This window comes from bacterium, assembly GCA_021158245.1.
Lineage (GTDB): Bacteria > Zhuqueibacterota > QNDG01 > QNDG01 > QNDG01 > QNDG01.
The window spans coordinates 17,093-40,930 of the sequence record JAGGVB010000171.1 but is presented as its reverse complement, the minus strand read 5'-3'; the positions used below and the strand labels follow the sequence as shown (position 1 = coordinate 40,930).

Here is a 23,838-nt window from a genome sequence, read left to right as displayed (position 1 = left end):
TTATTATGCAGTAACATCCCAACTTTTCACCGTTTCAATAGATTCATAATGCGTTAGGTCAAAATGTACGGGCGTGATTGAAATATATCCTGATTGCACGGCACTTTCATCAATTTCAATATTGCTCTCTTTGTTAATTTTCTGTCCTGAAAGCCAGTAGTAAATGTTTCCCCTTGGATCATAACGTTTTTCAAATTTTTCCCTGAATATTTCATTACCCTGTCTGGTAACAGATATCCCTTTTATCTCTTTCTCGTCTATTGCAGGAATATTTATATTAAGATAGACGCCCTGGGGCAATTGATTATTCAGCATTTCTTCCGCAATTTTGCAGCTGAATCTTGCTGCAAAATCGAAGTCAGGGTTTTTATAAGTAGCGAGAGAAATTGCAAATGAAGGTATACCAAGCATGGCTCCTTCTGTTGCCGCAGATACAGTACCCGAATAGAGCATATTAATTCCGGTATTTGCCCCCAAATTTATTCCGGATATTATGAGATCGGGTTTTTTCTCAAGTATTGTCCAGAATGCAATTTTAACACAGTCTGCAGGAGTTCCAGTGACTGAATATCCGGCAAGCGGACAGTCTTTTGCCACTTTTTTTACTCTAAGGGGTTCAGAAAGCGTTATAGCATGTCCTACTGCGCTTTTTTCCGATTCAGGCGCTACAACTATCACTTTAAATCCACGATCTATGAGAGCCTTGTAAACAGCCATAATCCCCGGTGCATCAATTCCGTCATCATTAGTCAAGAGTATTGTAGGATGAGCGCTCACTCATTTTCCCCCGGTCTTCAATAAAAAAATTTATAATTTTATATAATGTATCTTTCAGGTCTTTTCTGTTGACAATTAAATCAACAAAACCGTGTTCCTGCTGAAACGATGAACTCTGAAATCCTTCCGGAAGATCCTGGCCAATTGTCTGCTTGATAACTCTGGGGCCTGCAAACCCTATTAAAGCTCCCGGCTCTGCAATATGTATATCTCCAAGCATTGCATAGCTTGCAACAACTCCCGCTGTTGTAGGATTTGTAAGAATTGAGATATAAAGCCCTCCTTGTTCAGAGAAACGTGCAAGCCTTGATGATGTTTTAGCCATCTGCATAAGAGAAATAATTGATTCCATCATCCTTGCTCCGCCTGTTGCAGATACAATTATCAGAGGTAATTTTTTCTCTCTTGCTTTTTCTATAGCTCTTGATATTTTTTCTCCGACAACGGATCCCATACTGCCGCCTATGAACGAAAAATCCATTGTACAAAATACAACAGGAAGCCCGTTTATTAAACCTTCTCCTATGCGTATGGCGTCTTTCAGCCCTGTTTTCTTTTTAACTTCTGCAAGGCGAAGGGAATATTTCTTTTTATCTTTAAAGTTAAGGAAATCAACCGATTCCATATCAGGTGACATCTCTTTAAACGAACCGTGATCAAGCAATAATTTGATGTAATTATTCCCTGTAATTCTAAAGTGATAATCACATTTTGTACACACGTAAGAATTAGCTTCAAGCTGTTTTTTGTAGATAACTTCTCCGCACTCCTTACATTTTATCCAAAGGCCATCAGGGATATCCTTTTTTATATTTGATGTCAACCCTGGCAATTTCCTTTTAAACCACGTCATTTTACTTCCTTACATTCAGTTTTTCAAACAATCTCTATAACGCTCCCAAGTATTTGTTTAGATAAATGGGCGTAACACTGTCTTCTACGCTATTAGTTCCTTTTGACAATTTTTTAATACCTTCTGATGAAACTGAAGAGCCGTTCGGCATAAAATAGTCATAATTTGCAAAAATAGCACTCTTAATATAATTTTTTATTTGCGATCTTAAAAAACCATTTATATCGCCTGTAATAATAATTGATTTATCAGCAGGCAGGCCTTTATGGATATCCTTTTCAGGAAGAGTTTCATATTTAGTTTTTAAAATCCATGCATTATTTTCATTCCTGTAAACTGCTCTGTAATACTCACCTTTTCTGGATTTCAGAATCGTTGCAGCAAATTCTGCAGCAAAAGGAAGCTGTTTAACAAGAGCATCAAGGGTCGGTACGCCGATTAAAGGGATATTGCATCCTTTTGCAAGCCCTTTGGCAAATCCAATTCCTATTCTCAGGCCGGTAAATGATCCAGGGCCTATGGAAACTGCGATTGCATCGAGGTCTTTCATCGAAATATTGGATTGCTTCATAATGTGTTTAACTGCACCTGGAAGCATCTCTGCATGAGTATATCCCCTATTAAGGCGATAATCTGCAATAATACTGTTTTCATTCGAAAGGCCTGTACTGCAGACTTCTGTTGCTGTTTCTATACCAAGTACATTCATTAATTCCTATCCTCAGCTATCTTGCAAAATTCTACAGAGATAATCCTTTCATTTTCAACGAACAGGCCATTGTCAAAAACTCTTCCGAATCTTATTTTTATTGTATCAGCAGGTAAAATATCATCTGCTATTTCCGGCCATTCAATTATTGAAATCCCCCCTCTGTCAAAATAATAAAAAAGTCCGAGATTTTCAACATCCTGCATAGAAGAAAGTCTGTAAAAATCAAAATGGAAAATATTCAGATCATTTCCTCTATACTCCTGTACAAGGGTAAAGCTCGGGCTGGTTACGTAATCTGAAACATTTAATCCCCTGCATAACCCCTGAGTGAACACGGTTTTCCCGCTTCCAAGGTCTCCATACAATGCAATGATATCACCGGGATTAATTCTTTCGGCCAGTTTCACTGCAATATTAAAAGTTTCTTCCCGACTTTTGGACCTGTATTCAATCTTTGAATTACACAAGATAACGGATTCTTTTATGATTCTCTCCTTTCAAATCAATTATTCGATACAAAATATCCGGACAAATAATCACATTTGTTCCATTAATGCTATTTTTGATTGTTTTTCCGATAGCATTTCATGCTGATATTTTCCTCCGCAATATTTTTTCAACAAATCAATAATTTCAGCACATACTTGTTCTACTTCCCCGGCATTAACCGGAGGTAGCCCGTCAACATTAAATTCAACATTTTTTGTTTCAGGAATTAATATGGTATGATTTGCCTGTCTCCAGGTCCAGCGTCTTGTAAGTACTGTTTTGCCTTCTGTAAAAATAATTTCTCCAGGCAACGGATTCTCAATTTTATCAGAACCAAATGGAATAAAAATTTCATCTCCCTGTGCGTACATCAACGATAAATCATTTTTAACAGAGTCTATTGAATGTCCTCCTACCGGGACTAAATGACGCAATGAAATTATATTTCCGATATCTACCAGTTTATTTATTGACGGAATTTTATCTCCTCGAAGAACTCTTCTTGCCATAGCTTCCATTGACGGCCGGAATTTACTCGGTTTGGCACCAAACTTCCGATAAGCTTCACGCCATGACGAAATACGTTCATTCTCCAAGATTTGATCAATTTTTAATCGTCCTTTCAGAGCACTTTCTTCAGATCTTAACAAATTAACCAATTTTTCAGGAGATTCCCCGTTATTAACCTCATAACATAAAACAATTCCGCGGTGATATCCCGTGAATTGAGAAAATACTCTTTCTGAAATAATATAGGATATTCCTTTGTCCATTATCTGTCTCCTGGTTTTAAAATATCAAACAGTCCAATTGATTTTCACATTCCTTAAATTGACGTTCAATTAACAAGTATATTATTATTTGGCAGTCATTGTAATAACAGGAAGAATCATCTCCTCAAGAGAAATTCCTCCATGCTGAAAGCTGTTTTTAAAAAGAGTCAGATATTTATGGTAATTTGTCGGATAAACAAAAAAAACATCCTCAGTTGCAATTATATAATTTGTATTCAGGCTCTGGACAGGCAAACCATATTCTTCAGGGCTGTTTATTTCAATAAAACCCTTACCTTCAGCACGAATCCCTCTTCCATATTTGTATCTTAAATTTGTAGAGGCAAATCTGTCAGCATAAATAGTTGTCCCCCTCTTAACCCGAATAGATCCGTGATCAGTAGTGAGTACGGTTATAATTTTTTCCTGAGCTGCTTTTTTTATAATTTCAAACAGAGACGAATTCTTAAACCACGATTTTGTAAGGGATCTATATGCTGATTCATCAGGTACAATTTCATGAATTATTTCAGAATCATTCCTTCTGTGTGAAATTATATCAATAAAATTAAAAACCATTGCTATGAGCTGATTATTTACCATATTTTTAAAATGAATAAGTGCATGGTTTGCCTCTTCCCTGGTAATGATTTTTAAATATTGGGGATTGCCTTTAACATTGATATGGTTTTTATTTACCTGAAATTTTAAAAATTCATACTCAAATTTGTTCAAACTTGCCTCAGAATCAGCGTTCTTCATCCAATATTCAGGAAATTGTTTTTTTATCTGAGATGGGAATAGCCCGGAAAAAATACTATTCCGGCTGTATGGCGTAGCAGAGGGGATTAAAGAACACTGATAATTCCTTTCAATTTTTACAAAATCGTACAGCATAGGTTCAATGGCAAGCCATTGATCAAGCCTGAGGTTATCTATGACAATAAAAAGAACTTTTTCGCCCTTTTTAAGAAATGGGAATACATAGTTTTTCATTACATCAGTTGATAGAACAGGCCTTTTATCCGAATTTATCCATTCCCTATAGTTGCTTTCAATAAAACGTGCGAATGAATGATTGCATTCCGCTCTCTGATCTTCAAGGGTCTGATTTAAGCCAAGGTCATTGTGTTCATCAAGGTTTAAATATCTTTCAGAGAGTTTAAGATGTATCTCTGCCCACTTTTTAAAATCCAACTGCCCCTGTAATAAATTTGTAATTTCAGAGAATTCTTCAATATAATCTCTGGTAATCTTATCTCTTGCTATACGCCGTTTTTCAAGGATTCTTTTGCATGAAGACAGAATCTGGCTTGGATTAACCGGCTTTGTCAGATAATCTTCAATTTTACCACCGATTGCCTCTTCCATCAGATCTTCTTCTTCCGATTTAGTAATCATAACAATAGGTATAGACGGGTCAATAATTTTAATTTTATTCAATGCTTCCAGGCCGTCCATACCAGGCATCATTTCATCAAGAAGAAGAATATCATATCTTTCTTTTTTTACCAGAGAAATGGCATCTTCAGCATTAGTAACAGGTGTTACACTATAACCTTTTTCCCGTAAAAAAATTATATGCGATCTCAGATGATCGATCTCATCATCTGCCCACAGAATGTTCCCTTTGTTTCCATTCATATTTAGATCTAGTACCTTAAAAGCTATAAAACTTAACAATTTTTCGTATGATAGTCAATAAAATTTTCATGAGATAATTTTGCCAAACTCTCTGTTATCAATAAATTTACGAAAACGTAAATAAATATCTATATTTTACTCTTGCATTTTTCACTTATTTTCTTTAATATTGTCGGGATTTTGTTTCTAATTTAAAAGCAGATTGGAATTAGATATGCTCCTGTTTCTTCTTGTAAAAAATATGGATTTAGCATAGCATTTATCTCTATCCTGAACAATTACCATATTAATTCTGAAATATTTATAAAATTTATTACAAAGGAGACGTTATGACTTCTGAAGAACTCATTAAATTGGAAGATCAGTACGGCGCACACAATTACAAGCCTCTTGATGTTATTTTAAGCAAAGGTGACGGCATTTGGGTTTATGATGTTGACGGTAATAAATATCTGGATTTTCTCGCTGCATATTCATCTGTCAATCAGGGCCACTGCCATCCCAGAATCATAGCAAAAATGACAGAACAGCTCAATAAACTTACAATTACATCACGTGCTTTCAGAAATGACCAGCTTGCACTTTTCTGTAAAGAGGTTTGTGAACTTGCCGGAAAAGAAATGCTTATCCCCATGAACAGCGGTGCAGAAGCTGTTGAAACCGCAATCAAAATGGTACGAAAATGGGGATATACTAAGAAAAATATTGAACTTGGCAAGGCAGAAATTATTACATGTGCAGGCAATTTCCACGGACGAACAACAACAATTGTAGGGTTTTCAACAGAAGAACACTACAAAAAATATTTCCTTCCGTTCACACCGGGTTTCAAATCAATTCCCTATGGCGATGCTCAGGCTTTAAGAGATGCTATCAATGAAAATACGGCTGCATTTTTATATGAGCCTATTCAGGCAGAAGGCGGAGTTTTAATTCCTCCGGAAGGTTATCTTAAGGAAGTAAGAGAGATATGTACTGAAAATAACGTACTTATGGTTGCAGACGAAATTCAGACAGGGCTCGGCCGCTGCGGAAAACTATTTGCTTCAGATTGGGAAAATGTTAAACCTGACGCATACATAATGGGCAAGGCACTTTCAGGCGGTTTTTATCCGGTATCTGCAGTTGTAACAGACAGAGAAATAATGGAAGTTTTTACTCCGGGCGAACATGGTTCAACATTTGCCGGAAATCCCCTTGCGTGTTCTGTTGCACGCGAAGCATTAAAAGTTTTAACCGAAGAAAAACTTGTAGAAAATTCAAATGAACTCGGCAACTACTTCATGGATAAATTACGTACAATTAACAGTAAACATATAAAAGAAGTCAGAGGCCGCGGGCTGCTGATTGGGCTGGAACTTCATAAAGAAGCAGGCGGAGCAAGAAGATTCTGCGAAGCGCTTATGGATGAAGGGCTTCTCTGCAAAGAGACTCATGAGGATGTTATTAGATTCGCACCTCCTCTTGTTATCAAAAAAGAAGACCTTGACTGGGCATTTGACAGGATCAAAAAAGTTCTTGAGACTTTGAATTAGAACGAATCGGTATAAATAATTAACAGGCGTATCTTCCATAGATACGCCTGTTAATATTAATAGCATTACACTGTCATCTCAATAAATCAGTTATGCGTTTTCCTTTTTACGCAGAGATCTTCTGAAATTACAAATTTTACAGATCAGTCTTCAATTAGTGCCAACTCCCCACTGTTTATTCGGCTCAGGCCCCATAACGTACACTATTTCCCCTCCATTCTTTATTTCTTCATAAGGGATAAATGGCTTATTCCACTCCCTGCCGTTCACTGTCATTGACTGTATGTACATATTCTTTTTAGAAAAATTCTCTGCCTGAATGATCAATTTCCGTTTTTCGGCAAGTTTAACAGTTACTTTCTCAACACAAGGAGTTCCGACAACATAGATATTGCTGCTTGGAGCTATGGGATAGAATCCCATACAGTTAAAAAGATACCATGCGGACATCTGCCCGCAGTCATCATTCCCGCAAAGAGAATTCGGTTTGTTGCCGTACTGGCTTGTCATAATCATTTTTATAAGTCTCTGGGTCTTCCACGGTTTTCCGGCATAATCATAGAGATAAGCAACATGATGACAGGGTTCGTTTCCGTGCCAGTATTCGCCGAATCTTCCGCCTATATCTTCTGAACCCTCCTCAACTTTGCCTTTTTTCCCCGAATAATTAAAAAACTCATCAAGCATTTTATTAAAAGCAGCCCGGCCTTTCATAAGTTTTATCAGGCCATTTACATCATGCGGCACATACCATGTGTACTGCCAGTTTGTACCTTCTGTTATATCCCGTTTGTTCATATCTGCAATGTATTTATGGGGATAAAACGGCGTTCTAAAATTTCCGTGAGAATCCCTGCCTCTCATTAAATTGGTTGACGGATCAAATATGTTTTTGTAAGACGCGGCCCTTTTCATAAAATACTTATAATCATCTTTTTTACCAAGTTTGTTTGCCATGCGTGCTATGCAATAGTCATCATAGGCATACTCAAGAGTTTTGGATACAGATTCATTCTCATGATCAAACGGTACATATCCAATGCGGGCATATTCTTTAACCGAGTCATAGTCAGGATTCATGGCAGTTGTTTTTACTGCTTTATATGCTCGTTGATAATCAAACCCCTTCAATCCTTTAAGGCATGCATCAGCAATTACAGAAACAGCATGATAGCCGATCATACACCAGGTTTCAGTGTTGTTAAGCGACCATATTGGCAGAAGTTTGTCTACACTCTGATCATAAAGAGCAAGCATGGAATTAATCATATCCACATCTCGTTTCTGATCAATAAGTGTGTATAATGGATGCAGTGCTCTGTATGTATCCCAAAGAGAAAAGATTGCATAAGGTTGAAAATTTTCTGCATGGTGAATATTTTTATCCTCGCCGCGATATGCACCGTCAACATCATCATAGATAGTTGGTGTAAGCAGGCTATGATAAAGTGCAGTATAAAATGTTTCTTTGACATCTTCAGGGCCCTTCACCTGCATTCTGTGCATCTCTTTTTCCCATGCAGCACGGTTTTTCAGCACAACTTTATCAAAATCCCAATCAGGGATTTCAGTATCAAGATTCATCAGTGCATTTGCTGCGCTTACAGCGGAAATTCCAATTTTAACAAGTATTACTTCGTCTTTATTTGTTTTGTAGCCGGCGACAAACTGAAGATTGCGCCCGAATGCTTCATATTTGCTTGTAAACCGCCGCGTATTGTAAAATACCCTTTTACTATTTTTTATTATTGCGAAAGAATCATACGGTTTGGAAAATCTGGCTGCAAAAAAGAGACGCCTCTCTCTTGCCCAGCCGTTTACAAGATGATAACCTGTAACAAGGCTTTTATCCTCAACCCTGACATGAGACCACACAATTCTCCATTGAAGAACATGGCCGAGATCTATCATAATATTTGAACTGTCGGACTTTGGAAACGTAAATCTCAATATCCCTGCTCTCGGGCTTGCTGCCAGTTCTGCTTTGATGTTATACTCTTCTAAGTTTACGGAATAGTAACCTGCCTCTGCTTTTTCTTCAACATGGGAAAAAGGAGTGGTTTTCCCGGATTTAGGCCTGCCTTTAGTCGGAAGGATTAAAAAATCGCCAAGGTCGGGAATGCCTGTGCCGCTTAAGTGCTGCATACTAAACCCATAAAGCGTTGTATCTGCATATTCATACCCGGAAGCTGTTTCCCAGCTTCTCTTGTCAGTATCAGGGCTAAGCTGTACCATTCCGTGAGGAAAGGAAGGCCCGGGGAATACATTTCCGTCATTATTTGTACCAATAAGTGGCTTAATGTACTGAACCAGATTTTCATTCCCGGCTTTGATAGAATCGGGATTACGGCTGCTGCAGCTGATCAACATAAAGAATGACAGGTATGCCGCAAAAAATAGTTTTACTTTCATCATTTTACTGTTACTCCTTTATGGTTATTCGGGTTAAGGGAAAGTCTGTTTTAATTTAAACATTATCACCTGCAAATACAAGAATAAAAACAAAGATTATGGATTTTCTAAAATGCTTATGGGTTTTCTGCAAAAAAACACCTTTCCACAGGAAGTTCATGTAATGCTGGCCAATTATTCTGATTCATGGAAAACATTGTTTGAATAATATTTTTATAGAATTTTTGTGCCTACAGGTATTAAAGATTCGGGTGCAATCAGAACACACTCAGAGCTGTCCTCTGTTTCCGCTGCGAGAAGCATACCATTAGAGATTTCTCCTCTGATTTTGGCAGGTTTTAAATTTACAAGAACTATTATTCTTTTTCCTTTCAGCTCCTCCTCAGAATAATACGGAATCAGGCTGCTTACAATTTTCACAAGTTCCGAAGAACCGACATCCACTGTCAAGGAATAAAGATTTTTACTGTCCGGCACCCGTACAACATCTATAATTTGGCCAACTCTCATATCAAGTTTTTTAAAATCATCGTATTCTACAACCATTTAAATCTCCGATAGAAACAATCTCAAACCACAGTACACAAATAAGAACAATCAATCCTGCCATAACCCCATACGCAATACATCTCTGTAAGAGTTATCAACAAGTATCTCATTTCTTAAAATTCCCTCAACTTTAAAACCGAGTTCTTCATTTAACTTTATATTTCTTATATTTGTATCAAGAGTATTTAAATAAATCTTATTGAGCTTAAGGCCCTGTTTGCCGTATTCAATCCACAGGCTTGTGGCTTCCTTTCCAAGTCCCTTACCGCGCATCTCAGGCACACCGATAAGTTTCCGCAGCTCAGCCTTTTTCTGGAAATCATCTTTGTTTAAAAATGCCATCATACCTATTACTCTGCTATTTTCTTTAAAAATAATTGTCCCGAGAACATTATTATTGTTTTTTAAAAGTTCATCAACAGTTAAAATTCTTGATGTTGCATGGGACATCAGGAAGTAACGCCCGGATTTATCATCTAACCAGATTTTTAGGTCTTTCAGATCCAGGCGTTTATCAAATTTCCTTATTGTAATTCTTTCTCCGCTGACAGGAAGATTGTCAGCATTTATTCTTTTTTGTATGTCATTTTTTTTATAGGGCCTGTCATTGATGCTATTATCCGGATTTGTTGCGCAATCGAGGATTTTATTAACAAGCCTTACATAATCTATCTGCATAAACCCATAATCTTTTGCCTGTTTAAAAATGCTTCTTGCAAAAGTATCAATTGTTACAGAAGGAATTTTCTCTTCTTTATCCACTTTCATGTCCCCATTCTAAAGAAGCCCAATTATGCTGTTTTACTTCCATAGTAAAAGCAAGTCGGATAACAATAACTGCTTTATTAATATTTAGCTCAGTATATCTTTCATAGTTTATACCCTATTGTCCTCAAAAGGTCCTTCCTGTTTTGAATATCATCTTCTGTTTCAAACCCTTTTGGCTTTATTCCGTCAATCACACCTGTAATACCTCTGCCAAGTTCGGTTTCCGCTACAATAACCTGAACAGGATTTGCAGTTGCACAAAATATTCTGCATACTTCCGGTACATTTTTTACTGGCCCAAGTACATTAACAGGAAAAGCATTTCCGAGAAAAATGATAAATAAATGGCCTGCGCCTATTTTTAAAGCATTTTTCTTTGCAAGGTCCGTTAATTCTTCATCTGTTCCTGAAAATCTGATAAGCCCTGGCCCGGATGCTTCACAAAATGCCAGGCCGAATTTAATGCCTGGTACTGTCTGCACAAGCACTTCATGCAGGTCTTCCACAGTTTTGATAAAATGGGACTGGCCCAGTATAAAGTTCATATCCACAGGCTTATCAATGTCAATGATTTTAAAATCCATTATTTTCTCCGGAATTAAATCCTCTTAGATAAAAATCAGTCCTTAATATTTCAATCATTTATTTGTAAATTATACTCCTATATGAAAAATTTATTGGCAAAAATTAATTTTGTTTCACTAACATAAAAATGCAGACTGAGAATTGCATGTTTTCTTTTTGTATTAATCCTTTTTACGAATAAAACACTTACTCAGTTCACACTAAAAGTTTTTTAAAAAACGCAAGAACTCTGTTGTTCTTAATAAATTCTCTAACCTGATTGATTATGTCCCAAAAATCAAGTTTTTATGATTTATCATCTTCCTTCTTTTCGTCTTTATCAAATTCATCCAGTTCTTTTTCTACATCGCGGGTTGCTTTTTTAAATTCCTTCAGACTTTTTCCAAGACCTTTTGCAAGTTCAGGCAGTCTTTTTGCGCCGAAGAAGAGAAGAAGTACCATAAAAATCAGCAGCCATTCAGCAGGGCCGATTGATCCTAATCCCATTTTAATTACCTCCGAGATCTAATTATTTATTAACAGGTTACTTTTTATCCTTCCAGATCATTATTGTCAATTATAATTTTTTCCAAATCTTCTTTTGTTTTTTCAGCACTGTGTCTAAGTTTTCTTATTGTCCTGACAAATGAACGTATGACATGAGGCAATTCTTTTTTATCAAACGCAAAAAGAAAAACAATTAAAATTATAACTATCTCATAAGGGCCTATTGACATATCATTCTCATCTATTTACCTTGGGCCAGAAAAGAAATTCCAAAGAAACATCCTTTAATTTTATTTTAAAAAGCCAAATTATTAAACCGTTTAAAATATATCCGCAGAAAATCGGAAAAAGTACATAATGCGGTAAAAGCATCATTGAAATCAGAAGGGCTATCTTTATTAGAGATAAAAATGATTTTAACCATGATTTCCCGAACTCAAACCTGGGCCAGTGGTACATAACAGTACTTACCATTAGTATTGAGATAAACGGCACAATTATAAATAGCCATCCGATACTAACAAAAGTAAAAATATCCTGATAAAGCAACAGAACAAAAGAGGCTGCAGTAAATCCTGCAACAGGTATGGGAAGGCCAATATATCCTATACTTCTGTCTCCCATTTGCAGGATATTAAATCTTGCAAGCCTGTAAGCACCAGCCATTACAAAAATGCACATAAAAATAAGCGCTATCGCAAAACCATTAGATCGCAGAAGCATAAATATTAAAAGGCCCGGAGCTACTCCCGAAGAAACCAAATCCGCAAGAGAGTCAAGCTCATTTCCAAATTCAGATGTTGAATTTGTCCAACGTGCAATTTTGCCGTCCATACCGTCACAAAAAATTGCAAAAATTAAAAGCCAGGCTCCCGTCAAAAATAATCCGTCAGCAGTTGCACCTATTGAAGCAACACCTAAAACCAGATTAAGCATTGTAAAGATTCCCGGGATAAAAGGAGCTTTTATCTTCATTTTTTCAGCTCTCCGATCACTGTAACCCCTGCTTTTACTCTATCGCCGGTTTTAACTTTTAATTCTACTGTTGAAGGAATAATAATCTCAACTCTGGATCCGAATAGAATCATACCGTACGGATCTCCCTGGACTACTTTATCATCTTTTTCTAAAGAACAGATTATACGTCTTGCAACTATACCGGCAATTTGGTTAACTTTTACTGAAATATTATCATTTTTAATTAGAATTGATTTTTTAAAATTATTCTCTCCCGCTTTTTTTTCAAATGCGGGAAGAAAAAGCCCCTTTTCTACACTCACATCAAAAATTTTTCCGCTCACCGGTATTCTGTTAACATGAACATTAAAGAGTGATAAAAAAATCGCTACTTTGACTACATGTTCATTAAACAACGAATCAGACAGATTGGTTTCAATTAAGACTACTCTGCCGTCAGCAGGAGAAATTACAAGGTCTTTGCCTTTTCTACATTCTCTCGAAGGATTTCTGAAAAACCAGGTCAGCCATAAAAAAATAATAAAACTCAGAAATGCCAGACACAGAATAGAAATATAACCGGACACTGCAAAGATAATTGAAAAAATAATTGTCATGCAACCCGTAACCGCAAAAAAGAGTGCGCCCTTTTCAAACAGGATTACCCCTTTAAAATCAGATTCTTTCATCCATAACCCTGTAGGCTTCAGCAAGAGATTTGAATTTCGAGAAAAATTCCAATCCGTTATCCGAATCATAAAGCATTGTTGAATCAGCGGATATTTCATCTACGAGCATAATTCGTTTTTCATCATTCATACTGCGTCCGTATTCAAGAACAATTTTTCCGAGAAGTAATTTTCTTCTGCTGAAAAAAGATTTTAGGACAGCATTAATTTTTCTGCTTATACTGTCAATCTCTTTCATTTCATCATGAGTTGCGTGCCCGAAAGCGCTGGCATAATCAGCAGAAATCATGGGATTTTTTACATCCTTGTTTTTCAGATATAACTCAACAACAGGATACTCAAGCATGAATCCCTTTTTAATTTTGAATCTTTTTGAGAAATCCTTGTCTGCAATATTCCATACAACAACCTGTACAGGTATTACATCAGCCTCTTTAACCAGTATTTCATTATCCTGCATACTGTCAGAAAGATGTGTCAATACATGATAACTTTCAAGAAATGTAAAAAGTGTCCGGGATATTTTTGCATTTACATTCCCTTTGTTCTTAACTTTACTCTGTGTTCCGGGCAACTCATCCTTGAAATGCAGGACAATAAGGCCTTCCTCCTCAGTAGGATAGATCTTTTTTGTTGTTCCGTTGTAAATGATTTTTCCTTTTTTAATTTCCACAACTCCCCCTATCTTTAGTTTAAACAGAGACAGTATTGTATTTGATTTGCCCTATTTAAGCAAACCGACTCTTTTAAATATATTATCAACATTTCTAAGCTGAATGTCAAGATTAAACAGATCTTTTATTTCAGAATCAGTTATATTGTTTAAAATATCTTTGTTATTAACAACTTCATCAAAAAAATCTGTTCCATCCTTCCAGCATTTCATTGCCGATTTTTGAACCATTGCGTAGCTTTCTTCCCTTGTCAGGCCTCTTTTTACAAGTGCAAGAAGAAGTGCCTGTGAAAAAATCAAACCATGTGTTCTCTCAAGGTTCTTTTTCATGTTCTCAGGATAGACAATTAGTTTATCTATAAGCCCGAGAGCTTTTGTGAGCATGTAATGAATAATTATTGTTGAATCAGGAAGAATCACTCTTTCAACAGAAGAGTGAGAAATGTCTCTTTCGTGCCATAATGCTACATTTTCAAATCCCGCAACTGCATTTGATCTTACAAGACGCGCAAGCCCGCTTATTCTCTCACAAATTATCGGATTTCTTTTGTGAGGCATTGCAGATGATCCCTTTTGCCCTTTTGAGAAATATTCTTCCGCTTCAAGTACCTCGGTCCTCTGAAGATGACGTATCTCAACTGCAATCTTTTCAAGGCTTGCAGCCAGTACCGCAAGCACAGCAAGAAAGTGCGCATGCAAATCTCTCTGAACAATCTGAGTTGATACAGGGGCAGCCTTTAATCCGAGTTTTTTACACGCCATCTCTTCAACTTCCATATCAAGATGTGCAAATGTTCCTACTGCTCCTGAAATTTTTCCGACTCTTATATCCTCAATAGCATTTTCAAGACGTTTTCTGTTTCGCTTTGCTTCATCATACCACAAGGCAAATTTTAATCCGAATGTTGTAGGTTCTGCATGAACGCCGTGAGACCGGCCTATACATACTGTATTCTTAAATTCCAAAGCTCTTTTACCAAGTACATTAATAAAATCATCAAGTACTTTTAAAATGATTCTGCCCGCTTCCTGAATCTGCAGAGAACCTGCCGTATCAAGAACGTCTGAAGAAGTCATGCCGAGATGTATATATCTTGAGTCCTGCCCTACAAATTCAGAAACGCTTGTAAGAAAAGCAATAACGTCATGGTGCACAACTGCTTCTATTTCGTCTATTCTGTTTATATTAAAAGCAGCTTTGGATTTAATGTTTTTCCATGCAGTTTCAGGAATTACTCCTCTTTCCGCCTGTACTTCGCAAACTGCAAGTTCAACATCCAGCCATTTTTGAAATTTATTCTGCCGTGACCATATTTGCGACATTTCAGGCAGAGTATAACGTTCTATCACATATCCTCCTTATTTGAAATTGTATGTTATTGACATCTGGGTAAAAACCGGATTTTCCGAACCTGATAAAATCCTCATGCTATTATGGAGAAAATCGTTTACTGCCTTTGTATCAACAACAGTATCAATTGTGAAACGGCCCAATTTAAACCAAAGGCCGAAAACAGCATCAAAACCGCTTTCCGACATATTTACAGCATCTCCTGTAAAAAACATATTTGTTACTTTCATTTTTTCAAGAAGCTCATAAAATGAAAATCTTGCACCCATCCATCTTGTAAGATGAGCTTCAAGCCCAACTGAAACAAAGGGCAAAGCTTTGTATTTGTATTCAGATGCCGGATCTGCGCTGCCTGTTGAAAGTATGGTTTCAGATGATTTGAATGCTCCAGTAATTCCGGAAGCAATAGTAAGAAGAGTTTTTTCGTATGGGAAAATATCAAATCCCAATCCTGCATTGTACACAGAATAGACATTTTTATACGATCGCACTCCATCTGTTTTATCCGTACCTTTTACCAGATTTGTATATCCGCTTGACCCTGATAAATAGCTGATAAACGGTACGAGTATAGTTTTTTTTGAAAATGCATAAAATATTCTAAAATTAACACCATAGGCATTGTATCCGTAAGGGGCTTTGTACTGAGCAGTGTCTCTTGCTGCAATAATATGCCTGAAATCACCAGTGTGATAAATAATACTGCCTTCAAATCTTGATCTTCTGCCTGCTTTTGTGCTTATACCAATTGAGAAAAGTGATGATGAAAGTTCGTCGCTGAAATTCAGGCTGCTGTTTTCAGGATTTGAATATGTAAGTTCAGAGCCGTGTTTTGTAAGAGAAAATCCAAGATCAATTGCTGACATTTTCAAGCCGCCGAGCAACGTAAATCTGTGAGATGCTTCAGTAGACGCCAAACCCGAATTGTAGAGTGGCAGTAAATCATACACGCCCGAGCTCCTGTTAATCAGTCCGTTAAACCCGGTGAATTTAGTATCACTTTCAGTAATGTTCTCGGAACGGCTGTCAAGCATAAAACCAAAAGTAAATCTCTCGCCGATTTGAATAAAAACACCTCCGCGCCAAATTCCCGTACCCGGGACTGTACTGCTTGCAGAGGGAGCATGCTGGCCGTTAGCAAGAGATTCAATAAAAAACAGTCCGCCGTAGTTGGTTATTGCAGATGGAAACAGGCTCACATTATTGTAATCTCTGATGTAAAAACTTGCCTTGTATCCGAGAGCTGCTATCCGTGTATCACTCGCATGTAAGTTCATTGCAGATAAAGCGAAAAATACACAAACAGCTATGAATCCTGTACGGAAATTCAGCATTTCTCCCTCCTTATCCCAGAAAGCAGGAATCAATTGATGCCTTTTATCTCAATTGAGGCATCAAAGAGACGTTCATTCCTGTAAATCTTGAATTTTATTACGGAATTATTAATAATATCAATACTGTTTATGACCTGCTGGAATTCACGGGTGTTGTGTACTCTGTACCCGTTTACCCCTACTATTACATCACCGACTTTTATTCCCTTTTTCCATGCCGGCCCTTTTCTGCGTATACGTGATATAATCACTCCGTCTCCAGGTGAAATACCCAGCATCTTTGCGACTAGTGTATTAATATTTCCTATCTCAATTCCAATATGGGAAATCCTGTCAATTCTTCCGATTTTTTTCAAATCCGGAAGAATTCGCTTTACCCTGTTAATCGGGATGGCAAATCCTATGCCTACAGAGGTTTTTTCATAGGAACTTCCGGATATGATAATTGTATTTATTCCTATGCACTGTCCGAGGCTGTTTACAAGAGGGCCTCCGCTGTTTCCTCCGTTAATTGCAGCATCTGTTTGAATCATCCCTGTGTAGGATTTGTTTGCAACCTGCAGATCTCCTTTAAAATCCATGTTTGTTGCACTAATTACTCCTACAGTAACTGTTGGTTTCGCGCTAACATCAAAAAGGCCGAATGGGTTTCCAAGAGCAATCGCCCATTCACCTATTATGATATCATCTGAATTACCAAGGACAACATACGGGAAATCTGATCCGTCAATTTTCAATAATGCCACATCATAAACATAATCGGACCCTGCAATTTTTGCATTATACTGCTTGCCTGAAGTGGTAGTTACAACAATTTCAGAGGCATTATGAATGACATGCTCATTTGTCAGGATATATCCGTCAGGAGAGATAATAAATCCCGATCCAAGGCTTTTAACTTTCTGCTGATATGTGCGAGGAGGAAAAAACATCTGCCAGAACGGATCATCATCAAAGAGAGAACGTTGGACATATCTTTCTATCTTCATAACATTTATACCGACAATTGCAGGGCTTACCTGTTCTACAGATATTGTTATAGCATTTTGTCTTGATGTAGAAACAGATTCCTGCTCATCTGTGTTTATTGATGAAGCTGTTACTGCTTTGCTTGAATCAAGCTTTGCATTGTAAATTTTACTTTTGGACGAATTGTCCTCTCCTGCTGTACAGAAACTTGTAATCAAGACCAAGGCGAGCATAGATGCGAATGGAATTCGCGTATTTCGATAAATTCTTTTTGAAGAAGCCATTAAGGACTCTCCTTATCATTTTTTAATCTTATCCCAATCAGATAGAAATCTCTCAATGCCTATATCTGTTAACGGATGTTTAAGCAGCTGTCTGATAACTTTAAAAGGTATAGTTGCAATATCAGCGCCTATAATCGCAGATTCAAGCACATGGAGAGGGCTTCTTACGCTTGCGACTATTATTTCTGTTTTGAATTGATAGTTTTCAAAAACCGTTTTAATTTCTTCAACCAGATCCATTCCGATTGTGCTTGTGTCATCCAGCCTTCCCACAAACGGGCTCACATATGTTGCACCTGCTTTTGCAGCAAGCATAGCCTGGACTGCAGAAAAGACAAGCGTTACATTTGTATTTATACCTTCATTCGATAAAATTGATACAGCTTTCAGCCCTTCCTCTGTCATAGGTATTTTAATTACAACATGTTCATCAATTACAGCAAGTTTACGGGCTTCCTCAACCATTTTACCAGCTTCAAGAGCAATTACTTCACCGCTTACCGGGCCTTTAACAATATCACAGATTTCTTTTAAAATTGCACTACTTTCATTGCCGGTTCGTTCAATTTCTCTGGACAGAAGAGTAGGATTTGTTGTAACTCCATCTATAACACCAAGAGTGACAGCTTCTCTTATCTCGTCAATATTTGCAGTATCAATGAAAATTTTCATATTTCCTCCGTTAAACATTCTTTTATTTATTGATTATGGATAATCAACTCTAACAAAATATAGGCCTTGAGGCGGTGCAGTAGGCCCTGCTTTTGTCCTGTCTCTCTTTTCAAGAATATCAGCAAACTCATCCGGTCTTATTTTACCCCTGCCGACTTCCATCAGCGTTCCTATAATTATTCTAATCATATTGTGAAAAAATTTCACAGCTTCAATCTCAAAAATTATTTCTATGTCAGTTTCAATTAATTCAGCACGATAAACTTTCGAAAAACAATTACCGTCATTGCTTTCAACTTTACAAAAAGATGAAAATTCATGCTCTCCTTCAAGACATGCTGCTGCCTCAATCATCGGATTAACGGAAAAACTGTACTTTGGAGCCCAGCAGTAATTTCTCCCAATTGCCCTGTTCTCTTTTGATATCACATATCTGTAAATTCTTCTTACTGCATTTCTTCGTGCATTGAAATTGTTATCCACATACTCTGCATTTTTAATTATAATATCTCTCGGCAGCAGCACGTTCAACCCCTGCTTGAATGCTTTCAGGGGGAGATTTGAATCAATTTTAAAACTTGCAACCTGGCCCCATGCATGCACACCTGCATCTGTTCTGCCTGCAGCAATTATTCTTATGTTCTGTTTAGCAATCTTTTCAATTGCAGATTCAATCTCCTGTTGAATAGTTCTTTCACCAGGTTGAACCTGCCAACCTGAGAAATCAGTCCCGTCATATTCAATAGTTATTTTTATTACTTTTTCTGCCACAGAATTTTTCAACTAAGATAAATAGTCAAGAACGAAATCAAACCTGCAAATATGATTGCAAAGAAATCATTCCTCGAGAAATTTAAAAAAACATAGCTCGTTCTGCCCTCTCCCCTGTAGCACCTGGCATCCATTGCAAGCGCAAGATCATTTGATCTCCTGAAAGCAGAAAGAAACAATGGTATAATCAGTGGAATCAATTGCTTAACTCTTTTTATCATTCCTCCTTTAAATGAACTGCCTCTTGAAATCTGTGCTTTTTTTATTCTGTCTGTCTCTTCAAGCAGCAGCGGTATAAATCTTAATGATATTGAAAACATCAAAGCGAATTCATGCGATTTTATTCCAATTTTTTTAAAAATTCTCAAAAAATGTTCAATCCCGTCTGTAATTTCCATTGGGGAGCACGTAAGGGTAAGCAGATTAGCCGCAAGAATGAGTACCGTAATCCGCAAAGCATAAAAAATACCATGATAAAGTCCCGTTATGTATAGATTTACATCAATCAATGGGATTCTAAAAAGTATTTCTCCCTTTGTAAAAAACAGATGGAATAAAATTGTCAAAGAAAATAACCACACGAATGATCTGATATTATAAAGTGCCACTTTAAAACTAAGCTTTGACAGAAAAAACAGAAAAAACAGAAAAACCGTATATATGACCAGACCAAAAACAGATTTTACAACGAGAACCGTGCCCATCAAAATCATACACGAGAGTAATTTTGTACGAGGGTCAAGTTTATGTACTACAGAATTTCTGTAGGCATACTGCCCTAGCGTAATGTCCTTTAGAGATGATATCAATGGAAAGTTCTATAACTTTTAATTTTTTCTATTAGATAGCTTCGATACTATAATATAAAATTTTTTCATTAAAGTCAATTGTTAATTGAATGCAACTCAACAAGACATTTGAAATGTTTCTTTATGAATTAAGCAAAATATTTATTGATTTTTTCTTGACATTTGTAACCAAATAGAATAAATTAAATTAATAATTCTTTCCTCGATATTTTTTATACATACTGTATATTCTGTATCGCAATTAGATTTTTTACGGAGTTCGTTTTTAAATGTCAAATAATTTTTTATCAGATAATATTCTCAGAAAAAAGATACCATGATTAAAAGGGTATTAAAAAATTTCACCGGCATTACCGGCGGCGAGACTCTTTTAATAATTTCATCTGAACAATACAAAACTATTGCTGTATCTTTTTATAATACTTCTGTAAAAAATCAGATTCCAACGACTTTGATCATCATACCTGATACTACAAAAAGCTCATTCCTTCCCAAAAAATCGTTAACCCTTCTTATCAAAAATGCTGATGTAGTTTTTTTCTTTCTTGAAAAACCTGTACTGTTTTCAGAATCTTCACTCTTTCCGCATTTGGAATCTACACGTATAATTTCTTTTTGTGGCGTTAATGAGGATCAATTAAACAGAATTTGCAATCATGATATCAGCACTATTATTAAAAAAAGCCGTAAAATCGCAGATATTTTTTCAATAGGCAAAAATGCCACAATTACAACAGAAGATGGTACTGATCTAAAAGTTTCTATTTCGCGGTTTAAGGGCAATGCTTTTTCAGGCAAAGCATTATCACCTGGCCAGTACACAACAATGCCGTTTGGGTTTTGTTCAATAAACACTATGCGCGGTGTTTCAAAAGGAAAAATTATTGCAAACGGATCTTTTACAAATGTGGGGTTAATAAAAAAACCGGTGGCTATGCATATTTCAAACGGCAGAGTGAACAGGATGTTCGGAGATAATGAAGCAAAAAAAATCAGGGCTCAGATTCGTTCTAATTCCAAACCGTTAAGGGATATCATAAGTATAGGAGTCGGGACCAATCCCTATGCTGATTTTAGCGGCCATCCTTTTGAGGATAAATGTGCTATCGGCTCCCTACATATCACTCTCGGACATCATGAATCATCCTCTTCCGTTTTTTCACGCCTTCACAGATTTGATATAATTATCCAAAAAGCTACACTGAAAATTGACAGTATGATTCTTTTAAAAAACGGTGACCTGAAAGTCTAATGTTAATAAAAATGTTATGCGCAGTATAACAGAAACAGTTTAGTTTGTAATTGATAATAAAATTAAGATGCTATAGAGCATACTCCAAAAAAATTTTGCACGGTATCTAAAAATTACTGCCCTGAAATGTAGCCAAGCTATAGAGGCCGTATCAAATTTAATGTCATTCATTACAGGCCTTTTAGTAATTGACATGGATATTATTTATTGGAAAGACTTATTATAGCTCAAAGCTCTAAAGCTAAACGAAAATCAACACAAAATTAATTTCAGGGAGTTAGAATGTCCTTTCCTTTAAAATTCCAAGAAAAGCAATCAGTTTGTTTTTTATCTCTTCGGGAGATAATTCAAAATCAATACAGCCTGTTTCCATCGCCTTATTCGGCATACCATACACAATACTTGTTTCCTCATTCTGAGCAATTGTTGTAGCATCTATTTTCTTCATATGACAAATACCAGCAGCTCCGTCTGAGCCCATTCCAGTCAGAATAATACCCATTTTTTTTATTGAATTATCATTAGACAGGGATTTCATTGTAACATCAATTGATGGACAGACGTAATTAACTTTTTCACCCTTTCGCAGTTTAAAATATCTGTTTTCTCTCAGTGAAAGGTGAACTTCACTTGGCGCTACATATAGATTCCCCGATTTAATCTCTTCTCCCTGCTCTGCGAGTTTAACTCTTAAATCCGTGTGTTTCTGAATATTTTCACAAAAAGCTTCGTTAACAAATTTGGGCATATGCTGGACAAGAATAATCCCTCCGTTCAACAGCGGTACACCTGAAAATATTTCATGTAATATTCTCGGGCCACCGGCAGAAGCGCCTATTACAACTAAATTATACGATCTCATATTATAGGATGCCCTTTATTTTATATACGTTAAATATTCTTTAACTACTGACAATAACGTTTCTATTTTAAAAGGTTTCTTTATATAATCTAAAACATATTCCTTCAAGCTATCCATCTTTTTATCCGGTTCGCCTGTGCCTGTAAGCATACTTATAATTACTTTATCTTTGTAACCTCTGTCAATAATTTCTTTGATCGTATCCCATCCATCCATTTCAGGCATTACAACATCCATAAGTATTACGCCGCTAAACCCCTTTTCAAGCTCATCAAGGCATTCCCTGCCGCTTGTTACTGCAGTAACATTAATATCGTTACTTTCCAGAGTTTTCCTTACAACATTAAGAACGGAGGTGTCGTCATCAACTATCATGACCCTCTTTTTCATATTTCACTCCTATGTTTACCGGGTAAGCTTCCTTTTTGCTTTCTTTAACGTTCTTCCGAAAACAGGAAGAATTTTGACTCTCCTGTCCTCTCCCTGCACTCCTACAGACAGTGTTTTAATTCCATTCCGCTGTTTAAGATAATCATGAATAATAAAACGTTCAAAAGCCCCCATTACAGGAAGTTCTTCTTCTCTTCCGTTCATAAGTACTTCCTGTGTTTTTTGCTCCGCAAGCCTTCTCAATCTGCCTACAGGGTATATTTTTATTATAACATCTTCTTCCTCCCTGTAAGTTTTAATTAAATACTCTCCATTCCTGTTTTCAAAATAGTTATAAACCTGTTTTCTTTGAAACGAATTCAGGTTTTTAATTATTACAGGCTGCATGGAATTAAACAACTTGTTTTCAGCATCTTTTACAAGAGACAGTATTTCTTCATCTATCTCAACTCTCTTTCTATACCCTCTCTTTTCTCTTTTTCTATTATTATTTCGGTCAGACAATTTTATCTCCCTGATGAGTTCAATCAACTACCTAAACAGATTTATTAAATTTTCCATATATGTTAAAATGTACAATGTCTTCCAATTTTCTTTTTGGAACATGTAAAATACCGTTTTTATCTTTCCAGTATTTTATTGAATTATCCGCATTTTCAATTACAGGTTCCTCCGAAGGATAACCAAGCGCTATAACTGAATCCAGCCTTAAATTATGGGGTATACGAAATATTTTTTTGATATGCCTGATTTTTACTGATTTAATCCAGCAAGATCCCACTCCTTCCTCCCATGCGGATAGAAGAATATTCTGAATTCCCGCAGCAGCATCAACTTCTCCTGATTTCTTTTTCTTTTTAAGGTCAATAAGTACAATAATATATGCGACCGGCTCTTCTCCCTTTTCCGGATTCCCTTCGGGATTTATATATCCTGCCCATTTTAAGCCGGTAAAAACATTCTTTACCTTCTCTTTATCGTTTACAATTAAATATTCACATGGCTGGATGTTTGAAGCTGATGGTGCAAGCCTGGCAGCATTAACAAATTTTTTCAACAAGTCATCTTTAATTGGCAACTGTAAAAACTTTCTTACAGATCGGCGGGTAATTATAAGATCATAAACCTTACCCATTTACACAAACCTCCTAAATTCCCAAATCCGTAAAATATGCACTATTAAGATTTGGAAGTAAATTTACTTATACGTTTATAATTATAATAAATTACTCAATTTTTTGC

Annotated in this window: 27 protein-coding genes; 2 read left to right on the top strand and 25 right to left on the bottom strand. The window is 36.5% G+C overall.

The window, feature by feature from the left end:
* Positions 1 to 3 precede the first annotated feature (3 nt).
* The 6 genes from surE to J7K93_09135 all read right to left on the bottom strand — a co-directional run bounded on the left by surE (position 4) and on the right by J7K93_09135 (position 5,248).
* Positions 4 to 777, bottom strand: a complete 774-nt coding sequence (gene surE / locus J7K93_09160) for a 5'/3'-nucleotidase SurE (GenBank protein ID MCD6117170.1) — start codon at positions 775 to 777, stop codon at positions 4 to 6.
* Complete coding sequence (locus tag J7K93_09155) at positions 746 to 1,630, bottom strand: acetyl-CoA carboxylase carboxyltransferase subunit beta (protein ID MCD6117169.1); 885 nt, start codon at positions 1,628 to 1,630, stop codon at positions 746 to 748. Before J7K93_09155 ends, surE begins: the two co-directional genes overlap by 32 nt.
* Positions 1,631 to 1,664: 34 nt before the next feature.
* Complete coding sequence (gene tsaB, locus J7K93_09150) at positions 1,665 to 2,339, bottom strand: tRNA (adenosine(37)-N6)-threonylcarbamoyltransferase complex dimerization subunit type 1 TsaB (protein ID MCD6117168.1); 675 nt, start codon at positions 2,337 to 2,339, stop codon at positions 1,665 to 1,667.
* Complete coding sequence (gene tsaE, locus J7K93_09145) at positions 2,339 to 2,809, bottom strand: tRNA (adenosine(37)-N6)-threonylcarbamoyltransferase complex ATPase subunit type 1 TsaE (protein MCD6117167.1); 471 nt, start codon at positions 2,807 to 2,809, stop codon at positions 2,339 to 2,341. The genes tsaB and tsaE overlap by 1 nt, the downstream gene beginning before the upstream one ends.
* A gap of 69 nt (positions 2,810 to 2,878) precedes the next feature.
* Positions 2,879 to 3,604, bottom strand: coding sequence for a hypothetical protein (locus J7K93_09140; GenBank protein MCD6117166.1), 726 nt, complete (start codon positions 3,602 to 3,604; stop codon positions 2,879 to 2,881).
* 84 nt (positions 3,605 to 3,688) lie between these two features.
* Positions 3,689 to 5,248 carry a response regulator gene (locus J7K93_09135; protein ID MCD6117165.1) on the bottom strand — a complete coding sequence of 520 codons (1,560 nt, stop codon included), beginning with the start codon at positions 5,246 to 5,248 and terminating at the stop codon, positions 3,689 to 3,691.
* Positions 5,249 to 5,577: 329 nt separating this feature from the next.
* On the opposite strand from J7K93_09135, the gene rocD reads away from it, so the two are divergent.
* A complete protein-coding gene (rocD, locus tag J7K93_09130; protein ID MCD6117164.1) occupies positions 5,578 to 6,783 on the top strand; it encodes an ornithine--oxo-acid transaminase in 1,206 nt (401 codons plus the stop codon).
* Positions 6,784 to 6,933: 150 nt separating this feature from the next.
* On the opposite strand, the gene J7K93_09125 is transcribed toward rocD, so the two are convergent.
* The 15 genes from J7K93_09125 to J7K93_09055 all read right to left on the bottom strand — a co-directional run bounded on the left by J7K93_09125 (position 6,934) and on the right by J7K93_09055 (position 20,092).
* Positions 6,934 to 9,198 carry a GH92 family glycosyl hydrolase gene (locus J7K93_09125; GenBank protein ID MCD6117163.1) on the bottom strand — a complete coding sequence of 755 codons (2,265 nt, stop codon included), beginning with the start codon at positions 9,196 to 9,198 and terminating at the stop codon, positions 6,934 to 6,936.
* Positions 9,199 to 9,408: 210 nt separating this feature from the next.
* Entirely contained in the window at positions 9,409 to 9,741 is a 333-nt protein-coding gene (locus tag J7K93_09120) for a tRNA-binding protein (GenBank protein ID MCD6117162.1), read from the bottom strand.
* 51 nt (positions 9,742 to 9,792) lie between these two features.
* Entirely contained in the window at positions 9,793 to 10,506 is a 714-nt protein-coding gene (locus tag J7K93_09115) for a GNAT family N-acetyltransferase (GenBank protein MCD6117161.1), read from the bottom strand.
* A 107-nt stretch (positions 10,507 to 10,613) separates the two neighbouring features.
* Positions 10,614 to 11,096: an adenosine-specific kinase gene (locus J7K93_09110; protein MCD6117160.1), complete on the bottom strand. Its 483-nt coding sequence runs from the start codon at positions 11,094 to 11,096 to the stop codon at positions 10,614 to 10,616.
* Positions 11,097 to 11,382: 286 nt separating this feature from the next.
* On the bottom strand, positions 11,383 to 11,583 hold the full coding sequence (locus J7K93_09105) for a twin-arginine translocase TatA/TatE family subunit (protein ID MCD6117159.1): 201 nt from the start codon (positions 11,581 to 11,583) through the stop codon (positions 11,383 to 11,385).
* A gap of 44 nt (positions 11,584 to 11,627) precedes the next feature.
* Positions 11,628 to 11,813, bottom strand: a complete 186-nt coding sequence (locus tag J7K93_09100; GenBank protein MCD6117158.1) for a twin-arginine translocase TatA/TatE family subunit — start codon at positions 11,811 to 11,813, stop codon at positions 11,628 to 11,630.
* A 7-nt stretch (positions 11,814 to 11,820) separates the two neighbouring features.
* Positions 11,821 to 12,558: a CDP-diacylglycerol--serine O-phosphatidyltransferase gene (pssA, locus tag J7K93_09095; GenBank protein MCD6117157.1), complete on the bottom strand. Its 738-nt coding sequence runs from the start codon at positions 12,556 to 12,558 to the stop codon at positions 11,821 to 11,823.
* On the bottom strand, positions 12,555 to 13,229 hold the full coding sequence (locus J7K93_09090; protein ID MCD6117156.1) for a phosphatidylserine decarboxylase: 675 nt from the start codon (positions 13,227 to 13,229) through the stop codon (positions 12,555 to 12,557). Before J7K93_09090 ends, pssA begins: the two co-directional genes overlap by 4 nt.
* Positions 13,216 to 13,902: a phosphoribosylaminoimidazolesuccinocarboxamide synthase gene (locus J7K93_09085; protein MCD6117155.1), complete on the bottom strand. Its 687-nt coding sequence runs from the start codon at positions 13,900 to 13,902 to the stop codon at positions 13,216 to 13,218. The genes J7K93_09090 and J7K93_09085 overlap by 14 nt, the downstream gene beginning before the upstream one ends.
* Before the next feature lie 51 nt (positions 13,903 to 13,953).
* Positions 13,954 to 15,252: an adenylosuccinate lyase gene (locus J7K93_09080; GenBank protein MCD6117154.1), complete on the bottom strand. Its 1,299-nt coding sequence runs from the start codon at positions 15,250 to 15,252 to the stop codon at positions 13,954 to 13,956.
* 9 nt (positions 15,253 to 15,261) lie between these two features.
* Positions 15,262 to 16,587 (bottom strand): hypothetical protein, encoded by a 1,326-nt coding sequence (locus J7K93_09075; protein MCD6117153.1) that lies wholly within the window; start codon positions 16,585 to 16,587, stop codon positions 15,262 to 15,264.
* Between the two features lie 29 nt (positions 16,588 to 16,616).
* The gene (locus J7K93_09070; protein MCD6117152.1) at positions 16,617 to 17,840 is read right to left on the bottom strand and encodes a trypsin-like peptidase domain-containing protein; all 1,224 of its coding nucleotides are present in this window, start codon (positions 17,838 to 17,840) and stop codon (positions 16,617 to 16,619) included.
* Between the two features lie 15 nt (positions 17,841 to 17,855).
* The gene (gene fsa / locus J7K93_09065; protein MCD6117151.1) at positions 17,856 to 18,512 is read right to left on the bottom strand and encodes a fructose-6-phosphate aldolase; all 657 of its coding nucleotides are present in this window, start codon (positions 18,510 to 18,512) and stop codon (positions 17,856 to 17,858) included.
* A gap of 33 nt (positions 18,513 to 18,545) precedes the next feature.
* Complete coding sequence (gene truA / locus J7K93_09060) at positions 18,546 to 19,283, bottom strand: tRNA pseudouridine(38-40) synthase TruA (protein MCD6117150.1); 738 nt, start codon at positions 19,281 to 19,283, stop codon at positions 18,546 to 18,548.
* A gap of 8 nt (positions 19,284 to 19,291) precedes the next feature.
* On the bottom strand, positions 19,292 to 20,092 hold the full coding sequence (locus J7K93_09055) for an energy-coupling factor transporter transmembrane protein EcfT (GenBank protein MCD6117149.1): 801 nt from the start codon (positions 20,090 to 20,092) through the stop codon (positions 19,292 to 19,294).
* Between the two features lie 316 nt (positions 20,093 to 20,408).
* Here J7K93_09055 and J7K93_09050 point away from each other — a divergent pair, with 316 nt between their 5' ends.
* Complete coding sequence (locus J7K93_09050; GenBank protein MCD6117148.1) at positions 20,409 to 21,344, top strand: hypothetical protein; 936 nt, start codon at positions 20,409 to 20,411, stop codon at positions 21,342 to 21,344.
* 277 nt (positions 21,345 to 21,621) lie between these two features.
* Here the strand turns inward: J7K93_09050 and J7K93_09045 are convergent, their stop codons facing one another.
* The 4 genes from J7K93_09045 to J7K93_09030 are packed head-to-tail and all read right to left on the bottom strand — an operon-like array spanning position 21,622 to position 23,731.
* Positions 21,622 to 22,206, bottom strand: coding sequence for a chemotaxis protein CheB (locus J7K93_09045; GenBank protein MCD6117147.1), 585 nt, complete (start codon positions 22,204 to 22,206; stop codon positions 21,622 to 21,624).
* Between the two features lie 15 nt (positions 22,207 to 22,221).
* A complete protein-coding gene (locus tag J7K93_09040) occupies positions 22,222 to 22,596 on the bottom strand; it encodes a response regulator (GenBank protein MCD6117146.1) in 375 nt (124 codons plus the stop codon).
* Positions 22,597 to 22,611: 15 nt separating this feature from the next.
* On the bottom strand, positions 22,612 to 23,100 hold the full coding sequence (locus J7K93_09035) for a hypothetical protein (protein ID MCD6117145.1): 489 nt from the start codon (positions 23,098 to 23,100) through the stop codon (positions 22,612 to 22,614).
* Between the two features lie 31 nt (positions 23,101 to 23,131).
* Positions 23,132 to 23,731 carry a nitroreductase family protein gene (locus tag J7K93_09030; protein MCD6117144.1) on the bottom strand — a complete coding sequence of 200 codons (600 nt, stop codon included), beginning with the start codon at positions 23,729 to 23,731 and terminating at the stop codon, positions 23,132 to 23,134.
* Positions 23,732 to 23,838: the final 107 nt, after the last annotated feature.

Bases quoted from the DNA above. Each gene is read 5' to 3' on its own strand.
- J7K93_09155 (MCD6117169.1), bottom strand. From the start codon at position 1,630: ATGACGTGGTTTAAAAGGAAATTGCCAGGGTTGACATCAAATATAAAA.
- tsaB (MCD6117168.1), bottom strand. From the start codon at position 2,339: ATGAATGTACTTGGTATAGAAACAGCAACAGAAGTCTGCAGTACAGGC.
- J7K93_09140 (MCD6117166.1), bottom strand. From the start codon at position 3,604: ATGGACAAAGGAATATCCTATATTATTTCAGAAAGAGTATTTTCTCAA.
- J7K93_09135 (MCD6117165.1), bottom strand. From the start codon at position 5,248: ATGAATGGAAACAAAGGGAACATTCTGTGGGCAGATGATGAGATCGAT.
- rocD (MCD6117164.1), top strand. From the start codon at position 5,578: ATGACTTCTGAAGAACTCATTAAATTGGAAGATCAGTACGGCGCACAC.
- J7K93_09125 (MCD6117163.1), bottom strand. From the start codon at position 9,198: ATGATGAAAGTAAAACTATTTTTTGCGGCATACCTGTCATTCTTTATG.
- J7K93_09120 (MCD6117162.1), bottom strand. From the start codon at position 9,741: ATGGTTGTAGAATACGATGATTTTAAAAAACTTGATATGAGAGTTGGC.
- J7K93_09110 (MCD6117160.1), bottom strand. From the start codon at position 11,096: ATGGATTTTAAAATCATTGACATTGATAAGCCTGTGGATATGAACTTT.
- J7K93_09105 (MCD6117159.1), bottom strand. From the start codon at position 11,583: ATGGGATTAGGATCAATCGGCCCTGCTGAATGGCTGCTGATTTTTATG.
- J7K93_09100 (MCD6117158.1), bottom strand. From the start codon at position 11,813: ATGTCAATAGGCCCTTATGAGATAGTTATAATTTTAATTGTTTTTCTT.
- pssA (MCD6117157.1), bottom strand. From the start codon at position 12,558: ATGAAGATAAAAGCTCCTTTTATCCCGGGAATCTTTACAATGCTTAAT.
- J7K93_09090 (MCD6117156.1), bottom strand. From the start codon at position 13,229: ATGAAAGAATCTGATTTTAAAGGGGTAATCCTGTTTGAAAAGGGCGCA.
- J7K93_09075 (MCD6117153.1), bottom strand. From the start codon at position 16,587: ATGCTGAATTTCCGTACAGGATTCATAGCTGTTTGTGTATTTTTCGCT.
- J7K93_09070 (MCD6117152.1), bottom strand. From the start codon at position 17,840: ATGGCTTCTTCAAAAAGAATTTATCGAAATACGCGAATTCCATTCGCA.
- fsa (MCD6117151.1), bottom strand. From the start codon at position 18,512: ATGAAAATTTTCATTGATACTGCAAATATTGACGAGATAAGAGAAGCT.
- J7K93_09050 (MCD6117148.1), top strand. From the start codon at position 20,409: ATGATTAAAAGGGTATTAAAAAATTTCACCGGCATTACCGGCGGCGAG.
- J7K93_09045 (MCD6117147.1), bottom strand. From the start codon at position 22,206: ATGAGATCGTATAATTTAGTTGTAATAGGCGCTTCTGCCGGTGGCCCG.
- J7K93_09040 (MCD6117146.1), bottom strand. From the start codon at position 22,596: ATGAAAAAGAGGGTCATGATAGTTGATGACGACACCTCCGTTCTTAAT.
- J7K93_09030 (MCD6117144.1), bottom strand. From the start codon at position 23,731: ATGGGTAAGGTTTATGATCTTATAATTACCCGCCGATCTGTAAGAAAG.